At 64.6% G+C, this 26,613-nt stretch carries 24 protein-coding genes; 6 read left to right on the top strand and 18 right to left on the bottom strand.

The genetic code is table 11. The features are described from left to right. Window positions 1–33: 33 nt before the first annotated feature. From OKW52_RS04885 to OKW52_RS04845, 9 genes are all read right to left on the bottom strand, one after another. On the bottom strand, window positions 34–1,683 hold the full coding sequence (locus OKW52_RS04885) for a peptidoglycan-binding protein (RefSeq protein WP_264504716.1): 1,650 nt from the start codon (window positions 1,681–1,683) through the stop codon (window positions 34–36). Window positions 1,684–1,717: 34 nt separating this feature from the next. Then, window positions 1,718–2,938 carry a phenylacetate--CoA ligase family protein gene (locus tag OKW52_RS04880; protein WP_264504715.1) on the bottom strand — a complete coding sequence of 407 codons (1,221 nt, stop codon included), beginning with the start codon at window positions 2,936–2,938 and terminating at the stop codon, window positions 1,718–1,720. A 67-nt stretch (window positions 2,939–3,005) separates the two neighbouring features. Continuing rightward, entirely contained in the window at window positions 3,006–3,830 is an 825-nt protein-coding gene (locus OKW52_RS04875) for an ABC transporter ATP-binding protein (RefSeq protein WP_264504714.1), read from the bottom strand. A 71-nt stretch (window positions 3,831–3,901) separates the two neighbouring features. After that, a complete protein-coding gene (locus OKW52_RS04870) occupies window positions 3,902–5,188 on the bottom strand; it encodes an ABC transporter substrate-binding protein (RefSeq protein WP_264504713.1) in 1,287 nt (428 codons plus the stop codon). 53 nt (window positions 5,189–5,241) lie between these two features. Beyond that, window positions 5,242–6,318 carry a branched-chain amino acid ABC transporter permease gene (locus tag OKW52_RS04865; protein WP_264504712.1) on the bottom strand — a complete coding sequence of 359 codons (1,077 nt, stop codon included), beginning with the start codon at window positions 6,316–6,318 and terminating at the stop codon, window positions 5,242–5,244. A gap of 3 nt (window positions 6,319–6,321) precedes the next feature. Continuing rightward, the gene (locus OKW52_RS04860; RefSeq protein WP_264504711.1) at window positions 6,322–7,308 is read right to left on the bottom strand and encodes a branched-chain amino acid ABC transporter permease; all 987 of its coding nucleotides are present in this window, start codon (window positions 7,306–7,308) and stop codon (window positions 6,322–6,324) included. A 26-nt stretch (window positions 7,309–7,334) separates the two neighbouring features. Then, entirely contained in the window at window positions 7,335–8,156 is an 822-nt protein-coding gene (locus OKW52_RS04855) for an ABC transporter ATP-binding protein (RefSeq protein WP_264504710.1), read from the bottom strand. A gap of 11 nt (window positions 8,157–8,167) precedes the next feature. Further along, window positions 8,168–10,153 carry an AMP-binding protein gene (locus tag OKW52_RS04850; RefSeq protein ID WP_264504709.1) on the bottom strand — a complete coding sequence of 662 codons (1,986 nt, stop codon included), beginning with the start codon at window positions 10,151–10,153 and terminating at the stop codon, window positions 8,168–8,170. Window positions 10,154–10,285: 132 nt separating this feature from the next. Next, window positions 10,286–10,909 (bottom strand): LysE family translocator, encoded by a 624-nt coding sequence (locus OKW52_RS04845; RefSeq protein WP_264504708.1) that lies wholly within the window; start codon window positions 10,907–10,909, stop codon window positions 10,286–10,288. A 136-nt stretch (window positions 10,910–11,045) separates the two neighbouring features. Between OKW52_RS04845 and OKW52_RS04840 the strand changes: the two genes are divergently transcribed. Further along, on the top strand, window positions 11,046–11,948 hold the full coding sequence (locus OKW52_RS04840; RefSeq protein ID WP_264504707.1) for a cation diffusion facilitator family transporter: 903 nt from the start codon (window positions 11,046–11,048) through the stop codon (window positions 11,946–11,948). Between the two features lie 3 nt (window positions 11,949–11,951). Here the strand turns inward: OKW52_RS04840 and OKW52_RS04835 are convergent, their stop codons facing one another. Both OKW52_RS04835 and OKW52_RS04830 read right to left on the bottom strand, forming a co-directional pair. Then, complete coding sequence (locus OKW52_RS04835) at window positions 11,952–12,443, bottom strand: DUF1993 domain-containing protein (RefSeq protein ID WP_264504706.1); 492 nt, start codon at window positions 12,441–12,443, stop codon at window positions 11,952–11,954. 143 nt (window positions 12,444–12,586) lie between these two features. Continuing rightward, on the bottom strand, window positions 12,587–13,195 hold the full coding sequence (locus OKW52_RS04830; protein WP_264504705.1) for a glutathione S-transferase family protein: 609 nt from the start codon (window positions 13,193–13,195) through the stop codon (window positions 12,587–12,589). A gap of 71 nt (window positions 13,196–13,266) precedes the next feature. Between OKW52_RS04830 and OKW52_RS04825 the strand changes: the two genes are divergently transcribed. Further along, window positions 13,267–13,962, top strand: coding sequence for a helix-turn-helix transcriptional regulator (locus OKW52_RS04825; RefSeq protein ID WP_264504704.1), 696 nt, complete (start codon window positions 13,267–13,269; stop codon window positions 13,960–13,962). A gap of 304 nt (window positions 13,963–14,266) precedes the next feature. On the opposite strand, the gene OKW52_RS04820 is transcribed toward OKW52_RS04825, so the two are convergent. The 4 genes from OKW52_RS04820 to OKW52_RS04805 form a co-directional block, all read right to left on the bottom strand. Continuing rightward, the gene (locus tag OKW52_RS04820; RefSeq protein ID WP_264504703.1) at window positions 14,267–16,276 is read right to left on the bottom strand and encodes a M3 family metallopeptidase; all 2,010 of its coding nucleotides are present in this window, start codon (window positions 16,274–16,276) and stop codon (window positions 14,267–14,269) included. 102 nt (window positions 16,277–16,378) lie between these two features. Next, window positions 16,379–16,867, bottom strand: coding sequence for a DUF1993 domain-containing protein (locus tag OKW52_RS04815; protein ID WP_264504702.1), 489 nt, complete (start codon window positions 16,865–16,867; stop codon window positions 16,379–16,381). Window positions 16,868–16,929: 62 nt separating this feature from the next. After that, window positions 16,930–17,856: an ornithine carbamoyltransferase gene (gene argF, locus OKW52_RS04810; protein WP_264504701.1), complete on the bottom strand. Its 927-nt coding sequence runs from the start codon at window positions 17,854–17,856 to the stop codon at window positions 16,930–16,932. Window positions 17,857–17,946: 90 nt separating this feature from the next. After that, window positions 17,947–19,119 carry an aspartate aminotransferase family protein gene (locus tag OKW52_RS04805; protein WP_264504700.1) on the bottom strand — a complete coding sequence of 391 codons (1,173 nt, stop codon included), beginning with the start codon at window positions 19,117–19,119 and terminating at the stop codon, window positions 17,947–17,949. 416 nt (window positions 19,120–19,535) lie between these two features. Between OKW52_RS04805 and OKW52_RS04800 the strand changes: the two genes are divergently transcribed. Next, window positions 19,536–20,153: a hypothetical protein gene (locus OKW52_RS04800; protein WP_264504699.1), complete on the top strand. Its 618-nt coding sequence runs from the start codon at window positions 19,536–19,538 to the stop codon at window positions 20,151–20,153. 3 nt (window positions 20,154–20,156) lie between these two features. On the opposite strand, the gene OKW52_RS04795 is transcribed toward OKW52_RS04800, so the two are convergent. The 3 genes from OKW52_RS04795 to OKW52_RS04785 form a co-directional block, all read right to left on the bottom strand. Continuing rightward, window positions 20,157–21,053 carry a DMT family transporter gene (locus OKW52_RS04795; protein ID WP_264504698.1) on the bottom strand — a complete coding sequence of 299 codons (897 nt, stop codon included), beginning with the start codon at window positions 21,051–21,053 and terminating at the stop codon, window positions 20,157–20,159. 45 nt (window positions 21,054–21,098) lie between these two features. Beyond that, complete coding sequence (locus OKW52_RS04790) at window positions 21,099–21,923, bottom strand: SHOCT domain-containing protein (protein WP_264504697.1); 825 nt, start codon at window positions 21,921–21,923, stop codon at window positions 21,099–21,101. 95 nt (window positions 21,924–22,018) lie between these two features. Next, the gene (locus OKW52_RS04785; RefSeq protein ID WP_264504696.1) at window positions 22,019–22,420 is read right to left on the bottom strand and encodes a DUF1294 domain-containing protein; all 402 of its coding nucleotides are present in this window, start codon (window positions 22,418–22,420) and stop codon (window positions 22,019–22,021) included. 159 nt (window positions 22,421–22,579) lie between these two features. Here OKW52_RS04785 and OKW52_RS04780 point away from each other — a divergent pair, with 159 nt between their 5' ends. From OKW52_RS04780 to OKW52_RS04770, 3 genes are all read left to right on the top strand, one after another. Beyond that, window positions 22,580–24,595 carry an NADPH-dependent 2,4-dienoyl-CoA reductase gene (locus OKW52_RS04780; RefSeq protein WP_264504695.1) on the top strand — a complete coding sequence of 672 codons (2,016 nt, stop codon included), beginning with the start codon at window positions 22,580–22,582 and terminating at the stop codon, window positions 24,593–24,595. Next, window positions 24,596–25,507 carry an AEC family transporter gene (locus OKW52_RS04775; protein WP_264504694.1) on the top strand — a complete coding sequence of 304 codons (912 nt, stop codon included), beginning with the start codon at window positions 24,596–24,598 and terminating at the stop codon, window positions 25,505–25,507. It begins immediately after the preceding gene. Between the two features lie 159 nt (window positions 25,508–25,666). Next, window positions 25,667–26,572: a LysR family transcriptional regulator gene (locus tag OKW52_RS04770; protein ID WP_264504693.1), complete on the top strand. Its 906-nt coding sequence runs from the start codon at window positions 25,667–25,669 to the stop codon at window positions 26,570–26,572. The last annotated feature ends 41 nt before the right edge of the window (window positions 26,573–26,613 follow it).

Below are 26,613 nucleotides of genomic sequence, written 5' to 3'. Positions count from 1 at the left end.
ATCAGCTCAAACGTCCCATCGTGGGACACGCCCTCACCGCAAGATATCCAGCACCCCGTCGGCCAGCAACCGGGCGACGATCGGCTGGGTCAGGAAACCCGTCACCGGCAGGTCCGCCCGGCGTTGATAGCGCCGGATGGCGCGGCGGGTTTCGCGGTCGAAATTGCCGTCCTCCGCCCCCGGTTCCAGCCCCAGCCGCGACAGACGTTGCTCGATGATCACCCGCGTGAACTGCGGCAGGCTCATCGCCGCTTCCTCGGCCTCGGCGGCGGCCAGATCGGCGTCGGGCCGGTTCGGGCGGCGAAGCTCCTCGATGCGGCCCCGCGCCTGTTCGGCGAACGCCCCGCGCGGGAAGTCGTTCAGATAGCGCTGATAGCTGTCGCGCGTATCCGCCTGCGCCGCCTGATCCCAGGCCGCCCGGTCGCGCGCCTGCGCGGCTGCGCGGCGGTCAGCCTCGATCCGGTCCAGCCGCTCCTGCGCGATGTTGGAGAAGACGCCGTCGGGGAAGCGTTCCAGATAGGCGCGCATACCCACTTCATCGGTGCCCGAGCCCGTATCGCGCCAGTACGCGCGGTCTTGCCGCTCCTGCTCGGCGGCGCGGGCGCGGGCCTCTTCCTCGAGCTGAGCGGCGCGGCGCGCGCCTTGCTGCGCCAGCTCAAAGATCTGGTCGCGGGTCAGGAAGCTGGTCTGCGCAAAGCGGTTCGCCCCCTGCCACGCCGAAACCGCCGCACGGGTGCCCCGGCCAAAGATGCCGTCAATGCCGCGCGGGTCGAAATTAAGAATGGTCAGATCGCGCTGGATCGCGCGCCGCTCGTCGCGGGTCAGGCCCAGCGCCTGCTCGATCCGCTCGGGCGTGTTCAGCAGGCTCTGACGGGCGCTGGTGGCCTGCTGGGCGTAAAGCCCGTTCGGCCAGTCAGCGAGATAGGCGTCATAGCCCTCGACCGTGTTGGCATCAGCAGCGAGTGCCCAGGCGGTCCGGTCCGCACCCGAGCGGTCAACGGGAGGCGCCGCCGCGTGATCGGCGGGCAGAAAGCTGAGATGGGGCGGGTTGAAGCCCTCGAGCACCAGGTTGGAATAGCCCGCAACGGCGGTGCCGATGTTGGTGCCGGGCGCGCTGAGATCGCGCAGGAAACCGTTGATCTCACGCGCAGGCCCCCGCACCAGCGTCACGCCTTGCGGCACGGTGATGCCGGGCGGCAACCCACCGCGGAACCCGTCACGCGCGTTTTCGGGAAAGCCGTAATCCGCCAGCGCGATCACGGCGCCGCCCTGCACCTGCCCGGCCAGCGCCAGCAGTGTTTCCAGCCGCACGCCGAAGCCTTCAATCGTGGCAAAGTCCGGGGCGCGCGCTTCGGTGCCCATCAACCAGACGCCCTGAGGCGAGCTGACGGTATAGCCCGCATAGGCGATCACCACGCGCTCATCCGCGCCCGAGCGCAGCTGCTGCGACAGGTTCGACAGGGCGGCGCGCAGGGCATTGGCGGACAGGTCCGTCGCGATATCGACGCTAAAGCCCGCCGCGTCAAAATTGCGTTCGGCCTGCACGATGCCTGCAGCCCCGCGTGCATCGCGGATCGACTGGTAGTCTTCGTTGGCCACAATCAAAACGGCCCCTGTGGTCGCCTGTGCAGGCAAGGTCAGGGTCCACAGAACCGCGACAGCGGTGGAAAAACGGGTTTTCATCAAAAAACCTCCCTTAAGAGCGGAGGCTTTCAGGTTACTCGTAGGACCGCAGATCCTCGATCACCTTGCCGTCATTGGGCAGGGTCCCGGGCGGTACGAGCTCAACCTTGCCCCGCAATTTCAGCGTATTCATCAATGTCGTCTCATACAACGCGGGATTGGACGCTCTGGTTTCAATCCGCACCGTCATCACATCCTTTTCGCCCTCGCGGGTGGCGATGACGCGGGCGCGGGCAACCTCATCGTGGTGGCTGACGAAATCGGCGACCTGCTCGGGGCGCACGAACATCCCCTTGATCTTGGTCGTCTGATCGGCGCGGCCCATCCAGCCCTTGATGCGCAGATTGGTGCGCCCGCAGGGGCTGAGACCGGGCATGATGGCGCTCAGATCGCCGGTGGCGAAGCGCACCAGCGGGTAATCGGCGTTGAGCGTGGTCACGACGACCTCACCCACCTCACCATGCGGCACGGGATCGCCGGTGCCGGGACGGACGATCTCGACCACGACACCGTCGCCGATGATCATGCCCTCCATCGCGTCGGTCTCATAGGCGACGTTGCCCAGATCGGCGGTGGCATAGCATTGGCGGCAGGTGATGCCGCGGTCGGCATAGAACTGGCGCAGGCTGGGGAACAGCGCACCGCCGCCGACAACGGCTTTGGTGATCGACAGGCGCTCGCCCATCTCGTCGGCTTTATCCAGAATGATCTTCAGAAAATCGGGCGTTCCGGCATAGGCCGTCGTGCCGATGTCGCGGGCGGCGCGGACCTGCAGCTCGGTCTGGCCTGTGCCGGCAGGCAGCACGGCGGCACCGACAGCGCGCGCGCCGTTCTCGAACATCATGCCCGCCGGGACCAGATGATACGAGAAGCAGTTCTGCACGATATCGCCGCGCCCGATGCCCGAGGCGGCCAGGAACCGGCCCAGACGCCACCAGTCGGCGGTGGCGCGCCCCGGCTCATAGATCGGGCCGGGGGACTGGAAGATGTGGTCGAACTCGGCGGTCTTGAGCGCGGCAAAGCCGCCAAAAGGCGCGGCGCTGGCTTGCGCGGCGACCAGCGCGGATTTGCGCAGGACCGGCAGGGAGGCGAGCGACTCGATCGTGGTGATCGCGCTGGCATCAACCCCGGCCAGCGTCTGCCCCATGCCTGCGGTGGTCTGCGCGCGGGCGATCAGCGCCGGCAGATCGCGGGCCAGATCGGCGGCGCGCTGGTCGGCGGAGCGGGTTTCGAGCGGATCGAAGGTCTTGGTCATGTGTTTCGCGGGGCTACCCGCTCCCTGTTGCCGGAACGGCGGAGGATAGAGGGGCGAAGGGCTTGGCTCATGCCAGCCAACGCTTGCGGCGGCGATAGCTGCGCACGTCGCGGAAACTTTTGCGGCCCTTGTCGGACATGCCCAGATAGAACTCGGCCACATCCGGGTTTTCGCGCAGGGCCTTGGCCGTGCCGTCCATCACGACGCGCCCGTTTTCAAGAATATAGCCGGTGTGGGCATAGCGCAGGGCAACGTTGGTGTTCTGCTCGGCCAGCAGGAAGGTCACGCCCTGCTCTTCGTTCAGGCGTTTGACGATCTCGAAGATCTGCTCGACCAACTGCGGGGCCAGTCCCATGGACGGCTCATCCAGCAGAATCGTTTCGGGCCGGGCCATCATCGCGCGGCCGATGGCGACCATCTGCTGTTCACCGCCCGAGGTATAGCCTGCCTGACTTTTGCGCCGGGTCTTCAGGCGCGGGAAATATTCATAGACCATCTCAAGATCCGCTGCGATGGCGCCCCGCCCCTCTTTGCGGGTGTAGCTGCCGGTCAGCAGGTTTTCCTCAACGGTCAGGTGTTCGAAACAGTGACGGCCTTCCATCACCTGAATGACGCCGGACTGCACCAGTTCGGACGGGTCGCGCCCGGCAAGGCTTTGACCGCGGTACAGGATCGACCCTTTGGTGATCTCGCCGCGTTCGGATTTCAGCAGGCCGGAAATGGATTTCAGCGTCGTCGACTTGCCCGCCCCGTTGCCGCCCAGCAGCGCGGTGATCGCGCCCTTGGGGACGTTCAGGCTGACGCCCTTGAGCACCAGAATCACGTGGTTGTAGATCACCTCGATATTGTTGACTTCGAGAAGCGTCTCGGACTCGGTGCTGTGATCGAACATGGTGTGCGTTCCGTCAAAAGGGCATGGAGCAGGGGTGGCGGGCGCGCATGAGCGCGCCCGCCGGTCTTGGCTTACAGGCAGCCCGGCGTGATGCTGTTCTCCGCCGCATAGGCCGCAGCATCCGCAGTCGCCAGTTCACCGATCAGCTCACGGTCGGCGTCGATCCAGTCGGTGATCAGGCTCCAGGTCTGCGTGTCCGCATCCCATTGCTGCATCATCGCTGCGCCCGAACCACCGTGGTTCTGGCAGCTCACATCGAAGGGCGCCGAGAAGTTCGGCAGGCCCAGCTCGGTGAGACGCTCTTCGGTGATCGACAGATGCTCCATGCCGGTGCGCATTTCGGCAGGGGTGATCTGGGCATGACCGGCCAGCTCTTGCGCCGTGCGTGCCGCTTCGACAGCCAGCATCGCCGCGTAGAGACCACGCGAATAGACAGCCGAACCGATCTGGTCGCCGTTACCGGCAGCCATCCCGCGATCCACGACATAGGTCTGGATGTCGTCATAGAGCGGATAGTTGCGCCCGACGCCATGGAAGGTCAGAGCGGTATACCCATCAGCGCCTGCGCCAACCGGAATCACGTCGTTTTCCGACCCCGACCACCAGATGCCGATGAAGTTCTCCATCGGGAAGCGGATGTTGGCGGCTTCCTGAATGGCGACAGCGTTCATCACGCCCCAGCCCCACATCAGCACGTAATCCGGACGCTCACGACGGATCTGCAGCCATTGGCTGGACTGCTCCTGACCCGGCGAGTCGACGGGGATCTCGACCAGTTCAAAGCCATAACGCTCGGACAGGCTTTGCAGGGTCGGGATCGGCTCACGACCGTAGGCCGAGTTGTGATAGACCAGAACGATCTTCTTTCCGTCCAGCGAATCCCCGTTCTGCGCCAGCAGATGGTTGATGGCGACCGAGGCCCCGTCCCAGTAGTTGGCCGGATAGTTGAACACCCAAGGGAAGGTTTCGCCTTCCATGGCCGAGGTCCGGCCATATCCCATCGTGTGCAGCGGCACGCCATCGGCGGTGACCCGCGGGATCAGCTGATAGGTGATGCCGGTCGACAGCGGCTGGACGATCAGCGGGTTGTCACCGCGGATCGATTCGTAGCATTCCACGCCGCGCTCGGTGTTATAAGCGGTTTCGCATTCCGAGGTACGGATCGGCAGGCCGCCGATACCACCGTCGCGCTGGTTGATCAGGGTCAGATAATCCTGATAGCCATCGGCGAAGGGAATGCCGCCCGGTGCGAAAGGCCCGGTGCGATAGTTGAGCATCGGGAAATGCAGATCCTGCGCGACAGCCGGAGCTGCCACCAGGGTCGCCGCAAGTACCGCGGCAAGTTTGGTCATCTTCATTGGTTCTCCTCCCAGTCGATGATTGTTCAGGTCTTGGGTCCGTCCCGCACTCCTCAATGCGGGAAGGGCCATAGGCGTAGTTTGTCTTTGATCGTGCGCCACAGGGCGGCAATGCCGTGCGGCTCGGCGATCAGAACGATGATGATCAGCGCGCCGATGATCATGACCTCAAGGTGCCGCGCCAGATCGGCAGGCCAGCCCAGTGTATCGACCAAGAGCAGTTTCAGGATCACCGGCAACACCACCAGAAAGGCCGCGCCCAGGAACGACCCCAGGATCGAGCCTAGCCCACCAATGATCACCATGAACAGCACCAGAAAGCTCTTGTTGATGCCGAAGGCTTCCCCGGCCTCGGCCGCGCCCAGATACACGGCGAAGGTCAGGGCCCCCGCCACGCCGACAAAGAACGACGACACCGCAAAGGCGCTCAGCTTGGCGATCAGCGGGTTCACCCCGATGATCTCGGCGGCGATATCCATGTCACGGATCGCCATCCAGCTGCGCCCCACCGTGCCACGCGTCAGGTTGCGCGCCAGCCATGCCATGCCGACCACGAAGATCAGGCAGGTGAAATAGACCGCCGTCGAACTGGCCGAAGCCCCGGTGATCAGCACGCCGAACATCGAGCGTTCCGGCATCGAGATCTGCCCGGTGCTCGAGTAGTTGAAGAACCAGCCAACCCGCGTGAACAGCCAGATCAGGAAGAACTGTGCGGCCAGCGTGGCAACGGCCAGATAGAAGCCCTTGATCTTGAGCGACGGCAGGCCAAACAGCACACCAACCGCCGAGGTGATCAACCCCGAGAGCAGGAACACGATGTAAATCGGCATGCCCGGAAACGCGGTGGTCAGCTTGAAGGTGGCATAGGCACCGACCGCCATGAAAGCCGCCGTTCCCAGCGACAGAAGGCCGGTATAGCCGATCAGGATGTTCAGCCCCAGCGCCGCGATCACATAGATCAGGAAGGGCACGACGACCGAATTCGCCCAGTAATCGCCCATGATCAGGGGCAGCACCAGAAAGGCGAAGGCCATCACGACCCAATAGGCAACGCGGTCAAACCGGATGGGAAAGGTCTGGTTGTCGCTGGCGTAGGACGTTTTGAAATCGCCCGCTTCACGGTAAAGCATGTGTCAGACCCTCTCGATGATCTTTTCGCCGAACAGGCCCTGCGGACGAAACAGCAGGAACACGAGGGCGAGCATATAGGCGAACCAGTTTTCCGTCGCGCCGCCGATGACCGGCTGCATGAAGAAGTCGAACAGCTTTTCGCCGACACCGATCAGCAACCCGCCGACGATCGCCCCGGGGATCGAGGTGAACCCGCCCAGAATGAGCACCGGCAGCGCCTTGAGGGCGATCAGCGACAGCGAGAACTGCACGCCCGATTTCGAGCCCCACATGATCCCGGCGACCAGCGCAACGATCCCGGCAATCGACCACGTCAGCACCCAGATGAAGCGCAGCGAGATACCGACCGACAGCGCGGCCTGGTGGTCATCGGCCACCGCGCGCAGCGCGCGGCCCTGCTTGGTGTATTGCGAAAAGATCACCAGCGCCGTCACCATCACCCCGGCGATCACCAGCGCCCACAGGTTCAGCGTGTCCAGATAGAAGCCATAGCCAAGCCAGTTATAGGTGAAGTCATCCACCGCGCCCGACATGCCCTGCGGGATGCCGACGTCGAGCCGCTTGACCTCGGCGCCCCACATGATGTCGCCCAGCCCCTCAAGAAAGAAGGCCAGACCGATGGTCGCCATGAACAGGATGATCGGCTCCTGATTGACCAGATGCTTCAGCACCAGCCGCTCGATCAGCCAGGCCATGCCGACCATCACCACCACCGTTGCCGGGATCGCCAGCAGGCTGGGCATGTTGAACCCGAAGTCATGCACCGAGGTGCCGAAGACTGCGTTGATCAAGGGCGCGAAGGGCACCTGCCCGTTCTGAAAGCCGACCAGCGTCAGCGCCGCGAACAGTGCCATCACGCCTTGCGCAAAGTTGAAGATGCCCGACGCCTTGAAGATCAACACAAAGCCCAGCGCCACCAGCGAATACATGATGCCGACGGTAAAGCCGTTGACCGCGGCTTCCAGCGCGAAAAGGACGGTATCAGACATGGCCGTTGCCCCCGAAATTCACAGCGTCAGTCATGCGTCACCCCCAGATATGCGTCGATGACGGCCTGATTGCCCCGCACCTCGTCGGGTGTGCCGTCGCCGATCTTCTTGCCGTAATCCATCACCACCACGCGGTCGCTGAGGTCCATGACCACGCCCATGTCATGCTCGATCAGCACGATCGTGGTGCCGAATTCGTCGTTCACATCCAGGATGAAGCGGCTCATGTCCTCTTTTTCCTCGACGTTCATGCCCGCCATCGGTTCGTCCAGCAGCAGGATCTGCGGCTCGGCGGCCAGCGCGCGGGCCAGTTCCACGCGCTTTTTCAGCCCGTAAGGCAAGCGCGAGACCGGGGTTTTGCGGATGTGCTGGATTTCCAGAAAGTCGATGATCCGCTCGACCGCTGCGCGGTGCTCGTCTTCCTCGCGCGCGGCACGGCCCCACCACAGCGCCTGACTGAGGAACCCGGTTTTCATCAGGTTCATGCGCCCGGTCATGATGTTGTCGAGAACCGACATGCCCTCGAACAGCGCGATGTTCTGGAAGGTCCGCGCGATGCCGGTGCGGGCCACCTGATAGGGGGCCATCTTTGCCCGCTTGTAGCCCTTGTAGATCACGTCGCCCTCTTGCGGGTTATAGAACCCCGAGATGACGTTCATCATCGACGACTTGCCCGCGCCGTTCGGCCCGATGATCGCCCGGACCTCGCCGGTGCGGATGTCGAAAGAGATGTCCTTGATCGCCTCGACGCCTCCAAAGCGCAGGGTGATGTTCTTGAGTTCCAGCACCACGGGGCCGATCTGGCGACCGTCGGCGGTGAGATAGCCGTCTTGTTGCGTGTCCAGCATGTCCCTGCCCCTTATTCCGCCGCCATCCGCTGCGCTTCGGCGGTATCGAACACCTTGGCGTCGCGCAGCGACAGGGTTGCTTTCAGCACGCCCTTGCGCCCGTCCTCGTAGCTGACCGCCGTTTCGGTCGCGATGGTGTCGGCCCCGGCATAAAGCCCGTCGATCAGGTCGGCGAACTTGTCGGCGACGATGGCGCGGCGGACCTTGCGGGTGCGGGTCATCTCGCCGTCATCGGCGTCGAGTTCCTTGTGCAGCACCAGAAAGCGGTGGATCTGGCAGCCCGACAGCATCGGGTCTTGCGCGACCGAAGCGTTGACCTCTTCGATATGGCTCTGGATCGTGTCCAGCACCTGCGGGTGCCCGGCAAGTTCCTGATAGCTGGAATAGCCGATGTTGTTGCGCTCGGCCCAGTTGCCGACAGCGGCAAGGTCGATGTTGACGAAGGCGACGCAGCGGTCGCGGCCATTGCCGAAGACCACCGCCTCGAGGATATTGGGGAAGAACTTGAGCTTGTTCTCAACATATTTGGGCGCGAACAGGCGGCCATCGGCCATCTTGCCTACGTCCTTGGCCCGGTCGATGATGCGCAGATGCCCGGTGCCTTCCTCGAAGAACCCGGCGTCCCCGGTGGCGACCCAACCCTCGGCATCCTTGGTCGAGGCGGTGGATTCGGGGTTTTTGTAATACTCGACGAACGTGCCGGGCGAGCGGTAGAAGACCTCGCCACTGTCGGCGATCTTGACCTCAACGCCGGGGCTGGGAACGCCCACGGTATCCGAACGGACCTCGCCGTCCGGCTGCTGGGTGATGAACACCGACGCCTCGGTCTGGCCGTAGAGCTGTTTCAGGTTGATGCCCAGCGAGCGGTAGAAATCGAAGATCTCCGGCCCGATTGCCTCACCGGCAGTATAGGCGACGCGGATATTCGTCAGGCCCAGCGTGTTCTTGAGCGGGCCGTAGACCAGCACCTCGCCCAGACGATAGTTCATGCGGTCGGCGGCGCTGACCGGCTTGCCGTCCAGAATCGCCCCGCCAACCCGCCGCGCCAGCGCCATATAGCGGTCGAACAGGCCCTTCTTGGTCTTGCTGGCGTCCTCCATGCGGATCATCACCGTGGTGAGCATGGTCTCGAAGATCCGCGGCGGTGAGAAGAAATAGGTCGGCCCGATCTCGCGCAGGTCCGACATCAGCGTCGTCGCACTTTCCGGGCAGTTCACGCAGAACCCCACCCAATAGGCTTGGCCCACGGAAAAGATGTAATCCCCGACCCATGCCATCGGCAGATAGGCGACGATCTCGTCCCGGAAGGTCAGGCTGTCGAACGCGGCCGAAGCCTTGGCGGATTCGATGATGTTGCGGTTCGACAGCACGACGCCCTTGGGCTTGCCGGTGGTGCCCGAGGTATAAAGCATGATGCAGGTGCTGTCGTAGGTCAGCTCGGCGGTGCGCTTGGTCAGTTCGGCTTCCAGCCGGCTGCGCGCGGCGCGACCTTCGGTTTGCGCGTCCATCAGCCAGTTCATCTTGGCGTGGTCGTATTTGCGCATGCCGCGCTTGTCCAGATACAGGATCTGCTCGATGCCCTGCACCGTTTCCTGCACCTCGATCACCTTGTCGACCTGCTCTTGATCGCCACAGATCGCAAAGCGCGCGCCGCAATGTTCCAGCACATAGGCCATCTCTTCGGCCACCGCGTCCTGATACAGCGCCACCGGAATCGCGCCGACGCGCTGCGCGGCGACCATCGACCAATAAAGCGCCGGGCGATTGCGCCCGATGATCGCGACGTAATCACCGCGCTGCATGCCCAGCGCCAGAAAGCCCAGCGCCATCGCCTCGACCTCGGCGGCAACCTGTTTCCAGGTCCAAGACTGCCAGATACCGAATTCCTTTTCCCGGTAAGCGGTGGAATTGGCGTATTGGACGGCATTGCGCGCCAAAAGCGCCGGCACCGAGGCCAGCGCGCCCTCAGGGGCACGTTGCGTTGCGGTTGTGGTCACCGTCTGTCTCCTCCCATGGCGCGAGGGGGCCCGTCTCCTCCCGGTTCCCCCCGCGCGTTGCCTAGAGTGGTGGCGGCGGAACATTGCCGCAGTTTTTCGCAATCCTTACGAATTGTAACATGCCGGGGCCCATCACCGCTCTTGCAGCGCCAGCCGCAGGCCCAGCGCGCAATAGACGGTGCCGACGACCTTGCCCTGCCAGCGCTGGATTGCCGGGTTGCCGCGCAGGAACGCCGACACCTGCCCCGCCGCCAGCGCGACGATCATCGTCGCCAGCGTGCCCATGAGGATGAACAGCAGGCCCAGCACCGTGAGTTGCAGCACCACGGTGCCGCGCGCGGGGTCGACGAACTGCGGCAGGAAGGCCAGAAAGAACAGCGCGGATTTGGGGTTCAGCGCCTCGGCCAGCATGGCTTGCCGCAGGGCTTGGCGCGCGGTGATCGGGCGGGCGCGGGTCAGGCCGGTATCGGGCTTTTCCAGCAGGCTGCGCAGCCCGATCCAGATCAGATAGCCCGCGCCCAGCATCTTGATCACCCAGAACGCCTGTGCCGAAGCCATCAGCACCGCCGAGATCCCTACCACCGCCAAAACCGTGTGCACCACGTCCCCCAGCGCAATCCCCAGACTGGTCGCCACCCCGACGCGGGTGCCCGAGGTCGAGGCCCGCGCCAGTGTCAGCAGGATCGACGGGCCGGGGAAAAACACAAAACCGGTCAACACGGCGAGATAGGTCAAAAGCGTGGTGATTTCGGGCATGCCAACGTCCATTTTGTCCTATGCTGAGCATGCGGGGACACAAGGAACTGAGCAACCCCCCACCCGTGTTGCCCCGACCAATCCGCAGGTCTATATCGCCCCCAAACGGCCAACAGCGACTCGAGAGGGCCGAGAGATGAGCAATCGAAATCATACGCTGAACGTGTCCGCCGGGATTGCCTCGGTCGTGGTGGCCGTGACGCTGGTCGCGCTCAAACTATGGGCGCTGATCGAGACCGGCGCGCTGTCGGTCGCGGCCTCGCTGGCGGATAACGCGCTGGACGTGATGATGTCCGTCGGTGCGCTGGCGGCGATCTCCTATGCCGCCCGCCCGCCGGATGAGGATCACGCCTTTGGCCATTCCTCTGCCGAAGATCTGGTGGCACTGGTGCAATCGGCGCTGGTGCTCTTGTCAGCGGCGGTGATCGGCTCGGTGGCGGCGTCACGGCTTTGGGCGGTGGATGCCGCGCCGGTGAAGTCCGAAACCGCCGGGATCGTGGTGATGATTGTTGCCGTGGTGATGACCGGCGCGTTGGTGCTGTGGCAGCGGTATGTCGCCAAGGCCACCGGCAACCGCGTCGTTGCCGCCGACTCGCTGCACTATCTGGGCGACCTCTTGCCCACCTCGGGCGTGTTGATCGCGCTGGCGGCCTCGTCGTGGTGGGAACTGCCGCGCGTCGATTCGGTGATCGCGCTGATGGCCGCGCTCTGGCTGGCGCGCAGCGGGTTGTCGATCGGGCGCGGGGCATGGGATGCGCTGATGGACCACGCCGCCGCGCCTGAGGTGCTGGACAAGATCAACGCCATCGCCGCCGACTGGCCGGGGCTGACCGGACACCACGATCTGAAAACGCGCATGGCCGGGTCGAAGACGTTTATCTCGATGCATGTCGAACTGGACGGCCGCCAATCGCTGAACGACGCCCACGCCGTCGCCGACGCGCTGGAGCACAAACTGGAAGAGACAGTGCCGGGCGCCGAGGTGATCATTCATCTTGATCCGGTCGGACCGGGGTCTGGCCGGATCGCACGCGGCTGAAGCTCAAGGCTGCATGAAATCGGTTTCCGCCAGCGGGACACCGATCTGGCGCAGGATCGCATAGGCCATGGTCATGTGAAAAAAGAACTGTGGTTTGGCGAACAGTTCCATGAACGAGTTGCCTGACACCGTCATCGGCCCGCTGGGCACCGTCACCGCAATACGCTGGTTGCCGACGAAATCGAATTCCTCTGGCTGAAAGCTGGTCAAGTAGACACAGGCCTTGTCCAGCCGTTGCCCCAGCCCGGCAAAATCGGTTTCGCTATGCGCCAGCTTGCGCGGCGGGCGGCCGACGAGCTCGTCCAGACTGTCGGTGGCAAAATCGCTGGCCAGTTGCACGTGCAGGCAGAGTGGTTGCATGTGCGGGGCCAGCCGGGCGTTCATGATCTCTTCGGGCGCGCGCCCTGTCTGGGCGCAGAAATCCTCGGCCGTGGTAAGGATGCGCCGAAAGGACCGCAGGTAGTGGGCATAGACGTGGATCGTTCGACGCTGCATTGTTAGCCTCCGCTAACAAAAGGGATAACGCAGCAAAATCAAAGATCAACACCTTAGGCGCTTCGCCCGGTGCACGGGTTCGACGGCTGAAACTCAGGCGATGCACGCCTGAGTTGTGGTTGTTTCCGAGGCTTGACCAATGGTCAGGCTGCGCGTGCCGCCTGCTCGGCATCCCGCGCCATGGCGGCAGCGGCAGCAGGCCGCGCATTACACCGTTCCACCCACGCGTGAATGGTCGGATAGCCCTCCAGAAGCGACGGCAGCCAGCCAAAAGGTGACGAACACAGGATATCCGCCGCTGAATAACGCTCGCCCAGCAGCCACGGCCCTTGCTTGAGCACCTCGGTCAACCGCGCCATCATTGTATCGAAATCGCGCAGAGCTGCGTCGAAGTAGGGATGCGACAGGCCCGACATTTTCAGCAGAATGACCGGCTCCATCACCCCTTGGTAATACGACAGCCACGACAGATACGCCCCGCGCCCGGCCTCGCCTGCCAGGGGCCCCATCCCGGCTTTGGGGAATTTGTCGGTCAGATAGAGCATGATCGCGCCCCGCTCGTGCAGGCTCTCGGCACCATCGGTCAGATAGGGCACCTTGCCTTCGGGATGCGGGTTGGCCGGGTCACGGCCGCCTTTGCCATCCAGCCGCGGGATGCTCACGTCGCGGATTTCGATCTGGGCACCGAGTTCATTGACCAGCGTGACAAGTGCCGACGAGCGGGTGTGATACGCATGGAACAGAGTCGTCATGGGTTCGTCCTTTGGTTTTGGATGCCCCCGGTATAGGGTCTGCCTCCTGACAATTTGCGGCAGGAAGTCTCATGGCCAGAACCGACCGATTGATGCGTCTGATGGATGCGCTGCGCCGCTTGCCGCAGCCGGTGACCGCTGCCCGGCTGGCCGCCGAGACCGCCGTGTCCGAGCGCCAGCTCTACCGCGACATTGCCACGCTCAGGGCCGGGGGTGCGCTGATCGACGGGGCGGCGGGGTTGGGTTACACGCTGACCGAAGACCCCGCCTTGCCGCCGCAAAGCTTCTCCCGACTGGAGATCGAGGCGCTGGTGCTGGCCATGGGCGGGCTGGCACAGATGGGCGACGCGGCACTGGTCGAGGCCGGGCGCAACGCGGTGGCGCGCATCGTCGCCACCCTGCCTGACCGGCAGGGGCGGCAAGCGATGCACCCGGTCTTGCATGCGTGGTATCCCCCGGACCCGCGCCCGCCGGTCCGTGTGGATCTGAGCCTGCTCAGGCAGGCGTGCTGGGACGAAACCAGCCTGCGCATCACCTACCGCGACATGCAGGACCAGCTGACCGAGCGCGAGGTCTGGCCGCTGTCACTCTCTTACAGCGAGCGCACCTTCATGCTGCTGGCCATGTGCCGGCTGCGGATGGATTTCCGCGTGTTCCACGTCAACCGGATCGAACGGGCCGAGCCGGGCGGCGAGAGTTTCCGCCCGCGCCGCGTGGCCCTGATGCGCGAATACAGGGCCACGTGGACGAGTCGTCAGGCACGTTAACTATGCCACAAAATCGCCATCGGTGCGTGGTGATAGGAGGCAATAAGCATGAGTGCCCGTATGTTCCGATTCCTTCGCCGCCTGTTCGGCAGCAGTCCTATCCCGCGCCTTGTTCTGCCCCGTCGCACCCGTCGCCGCGCAAAGATCGAACTGCGTTTTGCATCGGTCTACGCCATGGTCCCGATGTCGCGACGCGAGGCTATCATCCGGCATTACCAAACCAGACATGGTTGCTCGCGCTACCACGCCATGGCTCATGCAATAGATGATCGCGCCTCGGACGAGGCGCGATGGGACTGAGCGCTCAGGCGTCGACCAGCCCGCGCCCCTTGAGCAAGGCCTCAACCCCCGGCATCGCGCCGCGGAATTTGAGGTAGAGCGTTTCGGCATCGTCGGAACCGCCAGCCGACAGGATGAAATCCTCAAGCTTTTTCGCGGTTTCGGGGTCGAAGGCGCTGCCCGCTTCCTCGAAAGCCTGAAACGCATCGGCGTCCATCACTTCGGACCACATATAGCTGTAATAGCCGCTGGAATACCCGTCGCCCGAGAAGACATGCGCGAAATGCGGGGTGGCGTGGCGCATGCGGATCGCGTGCGGCAGACCGATGGATTCGAGGATCTGCGCCTGTTTCTGCATCGGATCGGCGGGCGGCGCGCCGTCGTGGAACTCAAGATCCACCAGCGCCGAGGCGACAAACTCCACCGTGGCAAAGCCTTGATCCCAGGTCGCCGCCCCTTTCAGCTTTTCGCGCAGCTCGGCAGGCATCGGCTCGCCGGTTTGCCAGTGTTTTGCGTGGGTCTCGATCACTTCGGGGACTTCCAGCCAGTGTTCGAACAGCTGGCTGGGCAGCTCGACAAAATCGCGCGCGACCGAGGTGCCGGAAATGAATTTGTAACCAACGTCGGTCAGCATGCCATGCAGCGCGTGGCCGAATTCGTGGAACAGGGTGCGCGCGTCGTCCCAGGACAACAAAGCGGGGTCGCCCTTTGCGAAGTTGCAGATATTGACCACCACGGGCCGGGTTTCGCCGCCCAGCTTGCTCTGATCGCGGAAGGTGGACATCCACGCGCCCGAGCGTTTGGAGGACCGCGCGAAATAGTCGCCGATGAACACCGCCATGTGGCGGCCATCGCGGGTGACATCCCAGGCGCGGGCGTCGGGGTGGTAGAGCGGCACGTCGAGCGGGGTGAAGGTCAGGCCGAAGAGGCGGTGCGCCACGTCAAAGGCGGCCTCGATCATCGCGTCGAGCGAGAGGTACGGCTTGAGCGCGGCTTCGTCGAAATCGTGCAGCGCAAGGCGGCGCTTTTCCGAGTAATAGCGCCAGTCCCAGGGTTCCAGCGGGCCGGTGAAGCCATCGGCGTGCAGCTGCGCCTCCATCGCGGCGGCATCGTCCAGCGCCTTGGCGCGCGCGGGTTCCCAGACGCGCATCAGCAGGTCGCGCACCTTGTCCGGCGAGCCGGCCATTTCCGGCTCAAGCTTGTAGGCCGCGAAATTGTCGTAGCCCAAGAGCGTCGCGCGCTCATGGCGCAGGGCCAGTGTTTCGGCGGCGATGCCGCGGTTGTCGGTCTCGCCACCGTTCGCACCGCGCGCCACCCAGGCCTCATACGCCTTTTCGCGCAGGTCGCGGCGGGTGGAATATTGCAGGAAGGGCACGATCAGCGAGCGGTTCAGCGTGACGACATGGCCGTCGAGGCCCCGTTCCTTGGCCGCCCCGGCGGCGGTATCGATGGCGAAATCGGGCAGGCCGGACAGATCATCCAGCGGCATGAACCAGTCGCGTTCATCCGCCAGCAGGTTCTGGGTGAACTGCGTGCCAAGGCTGGCCAGACGCGATTTCACCGCCGCCATGCGCGTGGAGCCGTCCGCGTCCAGCGCGGCACCCGCGCGGACGAACATGCGGTGATAAAGCATCAGGACGCGCGTCTGCTCGGCATTCAGACCCAACGTGTCGCGGGCATCCCACAGGGCGGCGACACGGGCGAAAAGCGCGGCGTTCGAGGTGATCTCGCTGGAGTACGCCGACAGTTTCGGTGCGAGATCGCGCTGCAGGGCTTCGCGTGCCGGATTGGAGTCCGAGCCCGAGAGGTTGAAGAACACGCCGCCGACCTTGTCGAGCGAGGCATCGGCCTGCTCAAGCGCCTCAATCGTGTTGGCGAAGGTGGCGGGTTCGGGGTTGCCCGCGATGGCGGCAATAGCGGCGCGGCCTTCGGTCAGGGCGACATCAAAGGCGGGCGCGAAATCTTCGTCGCGGATCGCATCGAAGGGCGGCAGGCCGAACGGGCCTGTCCAGTCGGAAAGAAGGGGATTGGTCATGGGACGCCTGCGCTGAGAAAAGTTGTGCAAGCCTAGCCCTGTCGCCGCGCGGGCGAAAGGCGGGGCGGATCACAAATCCACCGCCCCGCCAGTCCGAGAACCTTAGCCGCCGAGGAAATCGCGTTTGCCGATCTCAAGCCCATTGCTGCGCAGGATCGCGTAGGCGGTGGTCATGTGGAAATAGAAGTTGGGCACCGCGTAACCGTGCAGATACTGCGCCGCCGGGAAGCTCAGCTCACGCGGCCCAGCCTTGACGGTGATGGTCAGCGCATCGGCACCGTCAAAGGCATCGGCGGGCAGCGATTGCAGGAACGCGAGCGTCGAGGCAACACGCGCGCGCAGGTCGGTGAGGGTGCCTTCGGCGTCGGCATAGACCGGCACATCGACCCCGGCCAGCCGCGCACCCGCGCCTTTGGCATGGTCGCAGGCGATGGCGATCTGACGCCAGAAGGGCAGCATATCCGCGGTCAGGCGCAGATTGGGGATCACTTCGGGCTTGAGGGTCTTGGCGGTCTGCCAGTCCTCGGCCTTGGCCAGAATGGCCGACAGGGCGGTGAGGGAATGGATGAAAAACGGGGTCGGATTGAGCACGGTGGGCCTCCTGTTGCGCGCGGCGCGAGGAGGCCCTTTCCGGCGACAAACCGCAAGGGGTATCAGACGCCCAGACACCAGCGCAGGATGGCTTTCTGCGCGTGCAGACGGTTCTCGGCCTCGTCCCAGATCACCGATTGCGGGCCGTCCATCACGGCGCTGGTCACTTCGTCTTCGCGGTGCGCGGGCAGACAGTGCATGAACAGCGCATCGGGCTTGGCGGCGGCCATCAGGCGCTCGTTCACCTGATAGGGGCGCAGCTGGTTGTGACGGCGTTCCTTGGTCGACTGGCTGTCATGCATCGACACCCAGGTGTCGGCGACAACCAGATCCGCGCCCTGCACGGCCTCTATCGGATCGCGGACGATCTGCACGTCCGAGCCTTTGTCGCGCGCGAACCGGACCCATTCGTTTTCCGGGTCCAGCGGCGGCGGGCCCGAAAAGGTCAGATCGAAACCGAACTGCCCGGCGGCATGCAGGAAGCTGGCGCAGACGTTGTTGCCATCGCCGACCCAGACGACCTTCTTGCCTTTGATCGGCCCGCGATGTTCCTCGAACGTCAGGACATCGGCCATGATCTGGCAGGGGTGGGTACGGTCGGTCAGCCCGTTGATCACCGGGACATCGGCGTATTCGGCCATTTCCTGAATGACGGATTCGTCAAAGGTGCGCAGCATGATCAGGTCGACATAGCGCGACAAGACGCGGGCCGTGTCGGCGATGGTCTCGCCGTGGCCCAGCTGCATTTCGCTGCCCGACAGGATCATCGTCTGCCCGCCCATCTGGCGCACGCCGACATCAAAGCTGACGCGGGTCCGGGTCGAGGGTTTTTCAAAGATCAGCGCGACCATGCGGCCCTTGAGCGGCTGGTCATCATCCGGCTCGGCCTTGAAGCGGCCCTTGCGCGCGGCCTTCATCGAGGCGGCGCTGTCGATCATGCCGCGCAATTCGGGGGCGGCAGTGGTGTGGATATCAAGAAAATGGTTCATGCTAAGCGTCTTTCCGAGGCCGGGGTGAGGGGGCCAGCCCCCTCTGGCCGTTCCGGCCATTCACCCCCGGCGTATTTGAGGCAAGATGAATTACTTGCCCTCGTAAGCGGTTGCGGCGGTATCGAGACGGGTCATGGCCTCGGCGATGTCTTCATCGGGGATATTGAGCGGCGGCAGGATGCGCAGCACGTTGTCGGCAGCCGGAACCACCAGCACCCCGGCCTCGCGCGCAGCGACGGCGAGGTCACCGGCGGGGGCCTTGCACTTGATCCCAAGGATCAGCCCGGCACCGCGCACGGTCTCGAAGCTGTCGGGGTGGGCGGCGACGAGGCCTTCGAGCTTCTGGCGCAGCAAGCCCGCCTTGCGGTTGACCTCAGCCAGAAAAGCCGGGTCGGACACGATCTGCGTGACCTTGAGGCCGACGGCGCAAGCCAGCGGGTTGCCCCCATAGGTCGAGCCATGGGTGCCCGCGACCATGCCAGCAGCGGCGCTTTCGGTGGCGAGCACGGCACCCAGCGGAAAGCCACCGCCGATGCCCTTGGCGACCATCATCACATCCGGCGTCACGCCCGCCCATTCATGGGCGAAAAGTTTGCCGGTCCGGCCCATGCCGCATTGCACCTCGTCGAAGACCAGAAGCGCACCGGTCTTGTCGCAGGCCTCGCGCAGAATGCGCAGCTCGGCCTCGGACAGCGGGCGGATGCCGCCCTCGCCCTGAATCGGCTCGACCAGAACGGCGGCGACGGTGTCGTCCATGGCGGCAGCAAAGGCATCCATGTCGCCCCAGGGCAGCTGTTTGAACCCGGGCATCAGCGGGCCGAAGCCCTTGACCATCTTTTCCGACCCGGCGGCAGCAATCGCGGCGGTCGAGCGGCCGTGGAAAGCGCCCTCGAACGTCAGGATCGTCGCGCGCGGCGTGCCTTTATCGTACCAGTACTTGCGCACCATCTTGACCGCCAGTTCCAGCGTCTCGGTGCCCGAGTTGGTGAAAAACACCGTGTCGGCAAAGGTTTGATCGACCAGCAGATCGGCCAGCGCCTGTTGCTGCGGGATGGTGTAGAGGTTCGACACATGCCACAGGTTCTGCGCCTGCTCGGTCAGGGTCGCCACCAGCTCGGGGTTGGCATGGCCCAGCGCGTTCACCGCAATGCCTGCCCCCAGATCGAGAAATCGGCGCCCGTCCGCTTCAACGAGCCAAGAGCCTTCGCCCTTCACAAAAGACAGGGGCGCGCGGTTATAGGTGGGCAGAACGGTGGTGATCATGGGAAAGACCCTTAAAAGCGAAGGCCCATTCGTGCCGAAGGCAACGGGCCAAGTCAATGCAGGTTCAGGCGGGGGTGGGCATGTCCGGCAGCCAGCGGCCACGCAGACACGGGTGATCAGACGCTAAAGCGTCGGCGTCGCAGAGCAGCAGAGGCGAAGCATGTGATCATGGCACGCTGATAGCGCGCCACGGGCGCTGTGTCGAGTCGTCATAAGGCGCGGCGACATGCCGCCGTGCCCCCATCGGTCAGCCGGGGCAGAATGCGTGTTCGTTCCGCGCTCAGGCTTTCAGCGCACTTGCCCAAGATCAAAGCATTCACTATCCCTGATGTTTCCTTACCGGACGACCCGATGCCCCAGTGCCCCCCTCTCACTGCCGTGCCCCTGACCACCTCTGTCCGAGGGTTGGCTCAGGCATGATCAGGTGGCTGCACCTTGGGCTTATTGCCTTGATGCTGCCGCTGGCCGCCTGTTTCGAGACGGAACCCCTGACGCAAGCCGCCACCCGAGGGTTGCTGCCCGCCACAGGGCCCAGTTCCGTTCAGGTCTTGCGCGACGCGGTGACGGTGACGGGTCCGGCGGGGTACTGTGTGGACGTCGAGGCGACCAGCGAGAGCGATATCGAAGCCTTCGTGCTGCTGGTGCGCTGCCGCAGCACGCTGCGGGCCTCGCCGGTGCTGAGTGCCACGATCACCGGGCTTGAATCGGACGGCAACCCCGACAGCCTGCGCCGCCTGACCACCTTTCTGCAATCCATGCCCGGCCGCGCGCAGCTCAGCCGCTCGGGCGATCCGTCGGACGTCACGGTCGAAGCCGCAAACTTCGCCGATGGCGTGATCTGGCTGCTGATCCATGACAATGGCAACCCCAGCGCCTTTGACGAGACCTACTGGCGCGCGATCCTGCCGGTCGCGGGACGGATCATCACGCTGTCCGTGCTGGCCGCCGCCGATCACCCGTTCGAGCGCGACAGCGGGCTGGCCATTCTGCGCAACTTTGTCATGCGGATGCGGACCCAGAACGCTGCGCAATAAGCTTCAGGCCAGCAGCACAATCGCCACGATCGACAGCGACAACAGCGCGATCCCCGCCAGCTCCACCGCCTTGGGCCGCTCGCGGAACACCAGCGCCGAAATGGCGATGGAGAACAGCAGCTCGACCTGTCCGACGCTGCGCACATAGGCGGCGTTTTGCAGCGCGAAGGCGGTGAACCAACCCAGGCTGCCCAGCACGCCGGTCACACCGACCGGCAGGGTCGAACGCCAGGTGGCCAGCACGCGCCCCATTTCGCCCGGTTCGCGCCAGCGCAGCCAGAGCCCCATCGCGACGACCTGAAACGTGGTGACCATGGCCAGCGCGGCGGTGGCGCGGAACAGCGCGTCAGGGTTGGCGATTTCCAGCGTCGCCCCGCGATAGCCCAGCGCAGACAGGCCAAACAGCGCCCCCGCCGCGATACCCAGAACCGTGGCGCGGTTCAGCACCTTGCCGCTGCGCCAGCCCTGTGGCGGGCGCGAGATCAGCACGACGCCAGCGGTGCCGATGATGATCGCGGCAAACCCGATGGCCGAGACACCTTCGCCCAGCACCAGCGCGGAAAACGCGGCCAGCTGGATTGTCTCGGTCTTGGTAAAGGCGATGCCGACGGCGAAGCTGCGCTCGGAAAACAGCGAGACGGTGCAGAAGGTGGCGATGATCTGCCCCATGCCCCCCAGTACCGCGAAGGCCCAGAAGCGCGCCGACAGGGGCGGCAGCGCGGTTTGGTGCCAGAGCATCAGGGCGATCAGGCCCGTAACCGCGAGGGGGCCGGCGAAGAGAAAGCGCGAAAACGTCGCGCCGCCCGTCGACAGGCCCAGCCCCTTGAGACGTTTTTGCAGCATGAAGCGCAGGGTCTGCACCCCGGCGGCGACGATGGTGATGAGAACCCAGGCTTCCATCGTGCCTGTGTCGCGCCGGGCAGGGCCGAGCGCAAGGCCGCGCGGTCAGAGACGGGCGAGCAGTTCGGCCTTTTTCGTCTCGTATTCGGTCTGGGTGAGGATGCCCTTTTCGAACAGGCCCGCCAGACGCTCGATCCGGCTGAAGATCTGGTCGTCGCTCATGGGTTCAGCAGCGGGCGGCGCCGACGGCGCGGGGTTTTGCGCGGGGGCGGGTGTCGGCTCCCAGCGTTGTTGCGGAGGCTCGGCAACGGGGTCAGCAACAGGGAGCGCCGCACCCTCGACTACGCGCAGTTGCGACACGTCGATCAGGCCGTACTGGCTGTTGAACGACAGGCTCTGCCCGCCGCTCTGCGCCTGACCGAAACCGCTGATCTGGTGATCGCCGGTATCGTAGACGGTCATCGTGCCTGCGACATCAATCGCCAGCCGCCGCGCCTGCGGGAACCACGCATAACGCATGTCGTTTTGTGTGCCGACCGACGCGGGCTGGCCCAGCTCGGATGGCCAGCCGTTCCCGGCAGGCTGCACATACAGGCTGACGCCCGGCGTGCCAGAGTTCCCGCCCTGCGACTGCGTCTGCGACGAGGTTGGCGCGCCAAAGATCGCATGATCGCGCACGATCCCCGACAGCTCGGAACACAGCGCGTCAACCCGCGCCTTCAGCCCGTTGTTGAACATGTCGCCGACCATGGTCATGCCGCCCAGCGACCATTGCCCCATGCCGCCCAGCTCGGGGCAGTTGAACTGCGCCTGCGTGCCGTGACCAGCAGCGACGGCATAGAGCATATGCTCGACCGCAGCCTCGCTCAGCCCGTGCCGCGCGGCAATCGACGCCACCAGTGAGCGGCCTTCTTGGGTCAGGTGTGCCACGATCCGGGTTCCTTGCGTGTGCGCTACACCACCAGCCCTACCACCCCCGGCCCCTGTCCGATACCCGCGCCGATCCGTTCGGGGCGTGTCCCCGCTCAGTTCACGCCGCGGTGGATGATCACTTGGGCCGGTCTGCTGAAAGACTCGGCAGGCGCGCTCTGTGCGGTCAGCGTGGCTTGCAGCATCGAGAGGACACGACCGCGCTGAGACGGCATGAAGAACGCTGCCGTTGCGATCATCACGACGGCGACCTGCAGGATCATGATGCCTTTGAGCTGACTGCGGAACGGCTCTTTGCGGGACTTGTGGCGCAACAACACCTGCCCGGCGCGCGCGCCCACCGAGCCGCCGAAGAACGCGGCCGTCAGCAGATTGGCCTCAGGGATGCGCCAGCCGTCGCCGATGGCGCGCTGCTTGTCGATGCGAAACATCGCAAAGGTGAGAAGGTTGATCGCGACCAAATAGAGCGCGATGGCGTAAAACACGGTAACGGACATGAAACCCTCAACACAAGCGACGCCCTGTCGTGCAGGGTAATTGCGGCAGGTTTTTGGCCTGACGTCTTTGGCAGGGCGGCGGCCTGACGCAAGGTTTCGGATGACAATCTGCCTCACCCCGATACGGTAGCGCCAAATCGCCAGACCGCAGGAGTGCCGATGTCCAGCCCCTATCCCCACATGCTTGCCCCGCTTGATCTGGGCTTCACCACGCTCAAGAACCGGGTGTTGATGGGGTCCATGCATTCAGGCCTTGAGGAACGCGGCGACTGGCAGCGGGTGGCGACCTATTACGCCGAACGCGCGCGCGGCGGGGTCAGCCTGATCGTGACCGGCGGCATGGCGCCGAACCCTGAGGGCGGCGTATTTCCGGGCGCGGCGGGCCTTTACACACCGCAGGACATCGCCAACCACAAGGTGGTGACGGATGCCGTTCACGCCGAAGGCGGCAAGATCGCGATGCAGATCCTGCATGCCGGGCGTTATGCCTACGGGCCGGAATGCGTCAGCTCCTCGCCGATCAAGTCCCCGATCAGCCCCTTCCCGCCCAAAGAGCTGGACGAAGAGGGCATCGAGAAGCAGATCGCCGATTTCGCCACGGCAGCGGTGCGGGCGCGCGAGGCGGGGTATGACGGCGTCGAGGTGATGGGCTCCGAGGGCTATTTCCTCAACCAGTTCCTGTGCCTGCACGTCAACCAACGCACCGACCGCTGGGGCGGCAGCTATGAGAACCGCATGCGTCTGCCCGTCGAGGTGGTCAAGCGGGTGCGCGAGGCGGTCGGGCCGGATTTCATCATCATCTACCGCATCTCGTTGCTGGATCTGGTGCCCAACGGCCAGACCTTTGATCAGATCATCCAGCTGGCCAAGGCGATCGAGGCGGCGGGCGCAACGATCCTGAACACCGGCATCGGCTGGCACGAAGCCCGCGTGCCGACCATCGCCACCTCGGTCCCGCGCGCGGGCTTCGCCTGGGTGACGAAAAAGCTGATGGGGCATGTCGGCATCCCGATCATCACCTCGAACCGGATCAACAACCCTGAGACCGCCGAGGAAGTTCTAGCGGGTGGCAGCGCCGATATGGTTTCGATGGCGCGGCCGTTTCTGGCCGATGCCGATTTCGTCGCCAAGGCGGCGGCAGGCAAGGCCGACACCATCGCGCCTTGTATCGGCTGCAATCAGGCCTGTCTGGACCATACGTTCAGCGGCAAGATCTCAACCTGTCTGGTCAACCCGCGCGCCTGTCATGAGACCGAGCTGAATTACGAGCCGACGGCGGCGGCGAAAACGGTTGCGGTGATCGGCGCAGGCCCCGCCGGGCTGATGGCGGCGCTGGTGGCGGATCAGCGCGGGCACAAGGTGACGCTGTTCGAGAAGGACGCGCAGCTGGGTGGGCAGTTGAACATGGCGCGGGTGATTCCGGGGAAAGAGGAATTTCACGGGCTGGTCGGCTGGTTTGAAACGATGGTGGCGGCCTCGGGGATTGATCTGAAGCTGGGGGTTGAGGCCTCGGTCGAGGCATTGGCCGGGTTTGATGAGGTGATCATCGCCACCGGTGTGTCGCCCCGCGATGCGGGCATTCCGGGCGAGGACGGCGCCAATGTGCTCAGCTACATCGACGTGCTGCGCGGCAAGGCCGAGGTCGGCGACCGCGTGGCGATTGTCGGCGCGGGCGGTATCGGCTTTGACGTTGCCGAATACGTCACCCATCAGGGCGTCTCGCCGACGCTGGACGCGGCAGAATGGCGCAAGGAATGGGGCGTGGGCGATCCGTCCGAGGTTCCGGGCGGGCTGCTGGAACCCGACGCCCCCGCCCCGGCCCGCGCCGTGACGCTGCTGCAGCGCAAAGCCGAGAAGCCGGGCAAGCGGCTGGGCAAGACAACCGGCTGGATCCACCGTGCCAGTCTGGCGGCGCGCGACGTCAAGATGGTTGGCGGCGTGAGCTATGAGGCGATCACGCCTGAGGGCATCGTGCTGGGCGGCGACAAGGGTCCGCAGCTGCTGGAGGTGGACACGGTGGTGATGTGCGCGGGTCAGGTGCCCAACCGCGCGCTGGCTGATGCGCTGATCGCGGCGGGCACCACGGTGCATGTCATCGGCGGTGCCGATGTCGCGGCGGAACTCGACGCCAAGCGCGCGATTGATCAGGGCGCGCGGCTGGCTGCTGCGCTGTAAGTGATCTTCGCCGCCGTCCTTGCCGGTCTGGTGCCCAGCTTCCTGTTGGTGGGGCTGGGCGGGCTGGTGCGGCGGCGGCTGTCGGAAAATGCCTGGACCGGCCTGGACCGGCTGAATTTCGAACTGCTGTTTCCCGCCCTGCTGTTCACCGCCGCCGCCGCCCGCCCGATGGATCTGACGCGGGTGGCGGTTATTGGTCCGGCGGTCTGGGCGATCCTGACGCTGGGGCTGATCGCGGGTTATGCCGCGCGGCGGTTCGGACCTGAGAGCTTTCTGGACTTCGCCGGTGCCTGGCAGACGGCGTGGCGCTTCAACACCGCGATGGGGTTTGTCGCGGTTGCGACGCTCAGCCATGCCGACACCGCGATGATGGCCGTCGTGGCGGGCATGGCCGTGCCGCTGGCGAATATCTTCGCGGTCTCGGCACTGTCGCGGGGCGGCAATCTGGGGCTTTGGGCGACGGTGACGCGGGTGGTGCTGAACCCGTTCCTGCTTGCCTCGGTCGCCGGGGTGATGGTGGGGATCAGCGGCTGGATACCGCCCGCCCTGCTGATGGCCCCGCTGGTGCTGCTGGCACAAGCGGCGATCCCGGTGGCGCTGCTGTCGATTGGCGCGACGATGGACTGGCGGGCGCTGGCGCGGATGGATGCGTTCAGCGGCGTGCTGGTGGGGGTCAAGCTGGTGTTGCTGCCCGCCGTCACCTTTGCCATTTGCCGCGCAGTCGGGGCCGACCCTGCGCTGACGCAAATCCTGACAATGTTCGCCGCCCTGCCCACCGCATCGGCCGCGCATGTGCTGGCGGCGGGATTCGGCGCGGACCGGATGCTGACCGCGACTGTCGTCGCACAGTCGACATTACTGGCGGCGATAAGCCTGCCATTGTGGATCACCGCTGTCCAATCCGCCCTCTGAGCGCCGCATTAATGCCAATAAATCGAAACGATCCAGGCATTTAGCCTCGATTGACTCGAGAAATGGAACAACTGTCCCATGAAAACCCAAGGTGCGCCCATTTGGCGCCGCAATTGGGAGGTGTAACGGAAACATCGAAACAGTGGGCACAGGTGTAGCATGGACCGTCTGACCGAAATGGAAGCTTTTGCTACGGTGGTCGACCAAGGCGGGTTTACCGACGCGGCACGCAAGATGGGGATTTCCAAATCCGCCGTCTCAAAGCACGTCTCATCGCTGGAAGCCCGGCTGGGCGCGCGCCTGCTGAACCGCACGACGCGCCGGGTCAGCCCCACCGAGATTGGCCTTGTTTACTATGATCGCGCCCGCCGCGTGCTGAATGACGCAGGCGAAGCGGACAGCATTGTCACCGCCATGCAATCGGCCCCCTCAGGCGTGCTGCGGATGTCGGTTGCCACCGATTTCGGCGTGGGTTTGCTGTCGCCGATCCTGGATGAATTTCTGTCGGAATATCCTGAAATCAGCGTCAACATGGTGCTCAAGAACCGCTATGTCGAGCTGATCTCGGAAGGGTTCGACATGTCCATTCGCGTCGGCGAGATGGAAGACAGCTCGCTGCGCGCCCGCAAGATCACCGAGACGGCGCAGCGCCTGATCGCCTCGCCGCGCTATATTCAAGAGCATGGCCGCCCGGCCAAGATCGACGATCTGAACGAGCATCGCCTGCTGCATTATTCGAATCAATCCAGCGCCAATGTCTGGCGCATCACCGCCGCCTCGGGTGAGGTGCGGCAGGTGCGCGGCAATGGCTGGCTGACGGTCAATGACGGCCACTCGCTGCTCAACGCAGCGGTCAAGGGGCTGGGCATCGCCTATCTGCCGAGCTTTCTGTACCACGACGCGATGGCGCAAGGACTGGTCGAGGACGTGATCCCCGAGCTGCCGCAAACCACGCTGGGCATCTACGCGGTCTACCCGCCGGGGCGCTTCACGCAGCCCAAAGTCCGCGCATTCATCGACTTTCTGGTCGAGCAATTCGCTGAAAAAGGCCCTGAAATCTGGTGATTTCCCTGCTCTGACCGTTCCCTCCGGTCAGATCCTTAGAC

The sequence above is a fragment of the Pararhodobacter zhoushanensis genome (genome assembly GCF_025949695.1).
GTDB classification, from domain to species: domain Bacteria; phylum Pseudomonadota; class Alphaproteobacteria; order Rhodobacterales; family Rhodobacteraceae; genus Pararhodobacter; species Pararhodobacter zhoushanensis_A.
Note: the sequence above shows the minus strand (reverse complement) of the source record. Positions and strands in the feature narration are given on the sequence as shown.

Bases quoted from the DNA above. Each gene is read 5' to 3' on its own strand.
- OKW52_RS04885 (WP_264504716.1), bottom strand. From the start codon at position 1,683: ATGAAAACCCGTTTTTCCACCGCTGTCGCGGTTCTGTGGACCCTGACC.
- OKW52_RS04880 (WP_264504715.1), bottom strand. From the start codon at position 2,938: ATGACCAAGACCTTCGATCCGCTCGAAACCCGCTCCGCCGACCAGCGC.
- OKW52_RS04875 (WP_264504714.1), bottom strand. From the start codon at position 3,830: ATGTTCGATCACAGCACCGAGTCCGAGACGCTTCTCGAAGTCAACAAT.
- OKW52_RS04870 (WP_264504713.1), bottom strand. From the start codon at position 5,188: ATGAAGATGACCAAACTTGCCGCGGTACTTGCGGCGACCCTGGTGGCA.
- OKW52_RS04865 (WP_264504712.1), bottom strand. From the start codon at position 6,318: ATGCTTTACCGTGAAGCGGGCGATTTCAAAACGTCCTACGCCAGCGAC.
- OKW52_RS04860 (WP_264504711.1), bottom strand. From the start codon at position 7,308: ATGTCTGATACCGTCCTTTTCGCGCTGGAAGCCGCGGTCAACGGCTTT.
- OKW52_RS04855 (WP_264504710.1), bottom strand. From the start codon at position 8,156: ATGCTGGACACGCAACAAGACGGCTATCTCACCGCCGACGGTCGCCAG.
- OKW52_RS04845 (WP_264504708.1), bottom strand. From the start codon at position 10,909: ATGCCCGAAATCACCACGCTTTTGACCTATCTCGCCGTGTTGACCGGT.
- OKW52_RS04840 (WP_264504707.1), top strand. From the start codon at position 11,046: ATGAGCAATCGAAATCATACGCTGAACGTGTCCGCCGGGATTGCCTCG.
- OKW52_RS04835 (WP_264504706.1), bottom strand. From the start codon at position 12,443: ATGCAGCGTCGAACGATCCACGTCTATGCCCACTACCTGCGGTCCTTT.
- OKW52_RS04830 (WP_264504705.1), bottom strand. From the start codon at position 13,195: ATGACGACTCTGTTCCATGCGTATCACACCCGCTCGTCGGCACTTGTC.
- OKW52_RS04825 (WP_264504704.1), top strand. From the start codon at position 13,267: ATGGCCAGAACCGACCGATTGATGCGTCTGATGGATGCGCTGCGCCGC.
- OKW52_RS04820 (WP_264504703.1), bottom strand. From the start codon at position 16,276: ATGACCAATCCCCTTCTTTCCGACTGGACAGGCCCGTTCGGCCTGCCG.
- argF (WP_264504701.1), bottom strand. From the start codon at position 17,856: ATGAACCATTTTCTTGATATCCACACCACTGCCGCCCCCGAATTGCGC.
- OKW52_RS04805 (WP_264504700.1), bottom strand. From the start codon at position 19,119: ATGATCACCACCGTTCTGCCCACCTATAACCGCGCGCCCCTGTCTTTT.
- OKW52_RS04800 (WP_264504699.1), top strand. From the start codon at position 19,536: ATGATCAGGTGGCTGCACCTTGGGCTTATTGCCTTGATGCTGCCGCTG.
- OKW52_RS04795 (WP_264504698.1), bottom strand. From the start codon at position 21,053: ATGGAAGCCTGGGTTCTCATCACCATCGTCGCCGCCGGGGTGCAGACC.
- OKW52_RS04785 (WP_264504696.1), bottom strand. From the start codon at position 22,420: ATGTCCGTTACCGTGTTTTACGCCATCGCGCTCTATTTGGTCGCGATC.
- OKW52_RS04780 (WP_264504695.1), top strand. From the start codon at position 22,580: ATGTCCAGCCCCTATCCCCACATGCTTGCCCCGCTTGATCTGGGCTTC.
- OKW52_RS04770 (WP_264504693.1), top strand. From the start codon at position 25,667: ATGGACCGTCTGACCGAAATGGAAGCTTTTGCTACGGTGGTCGACCAA.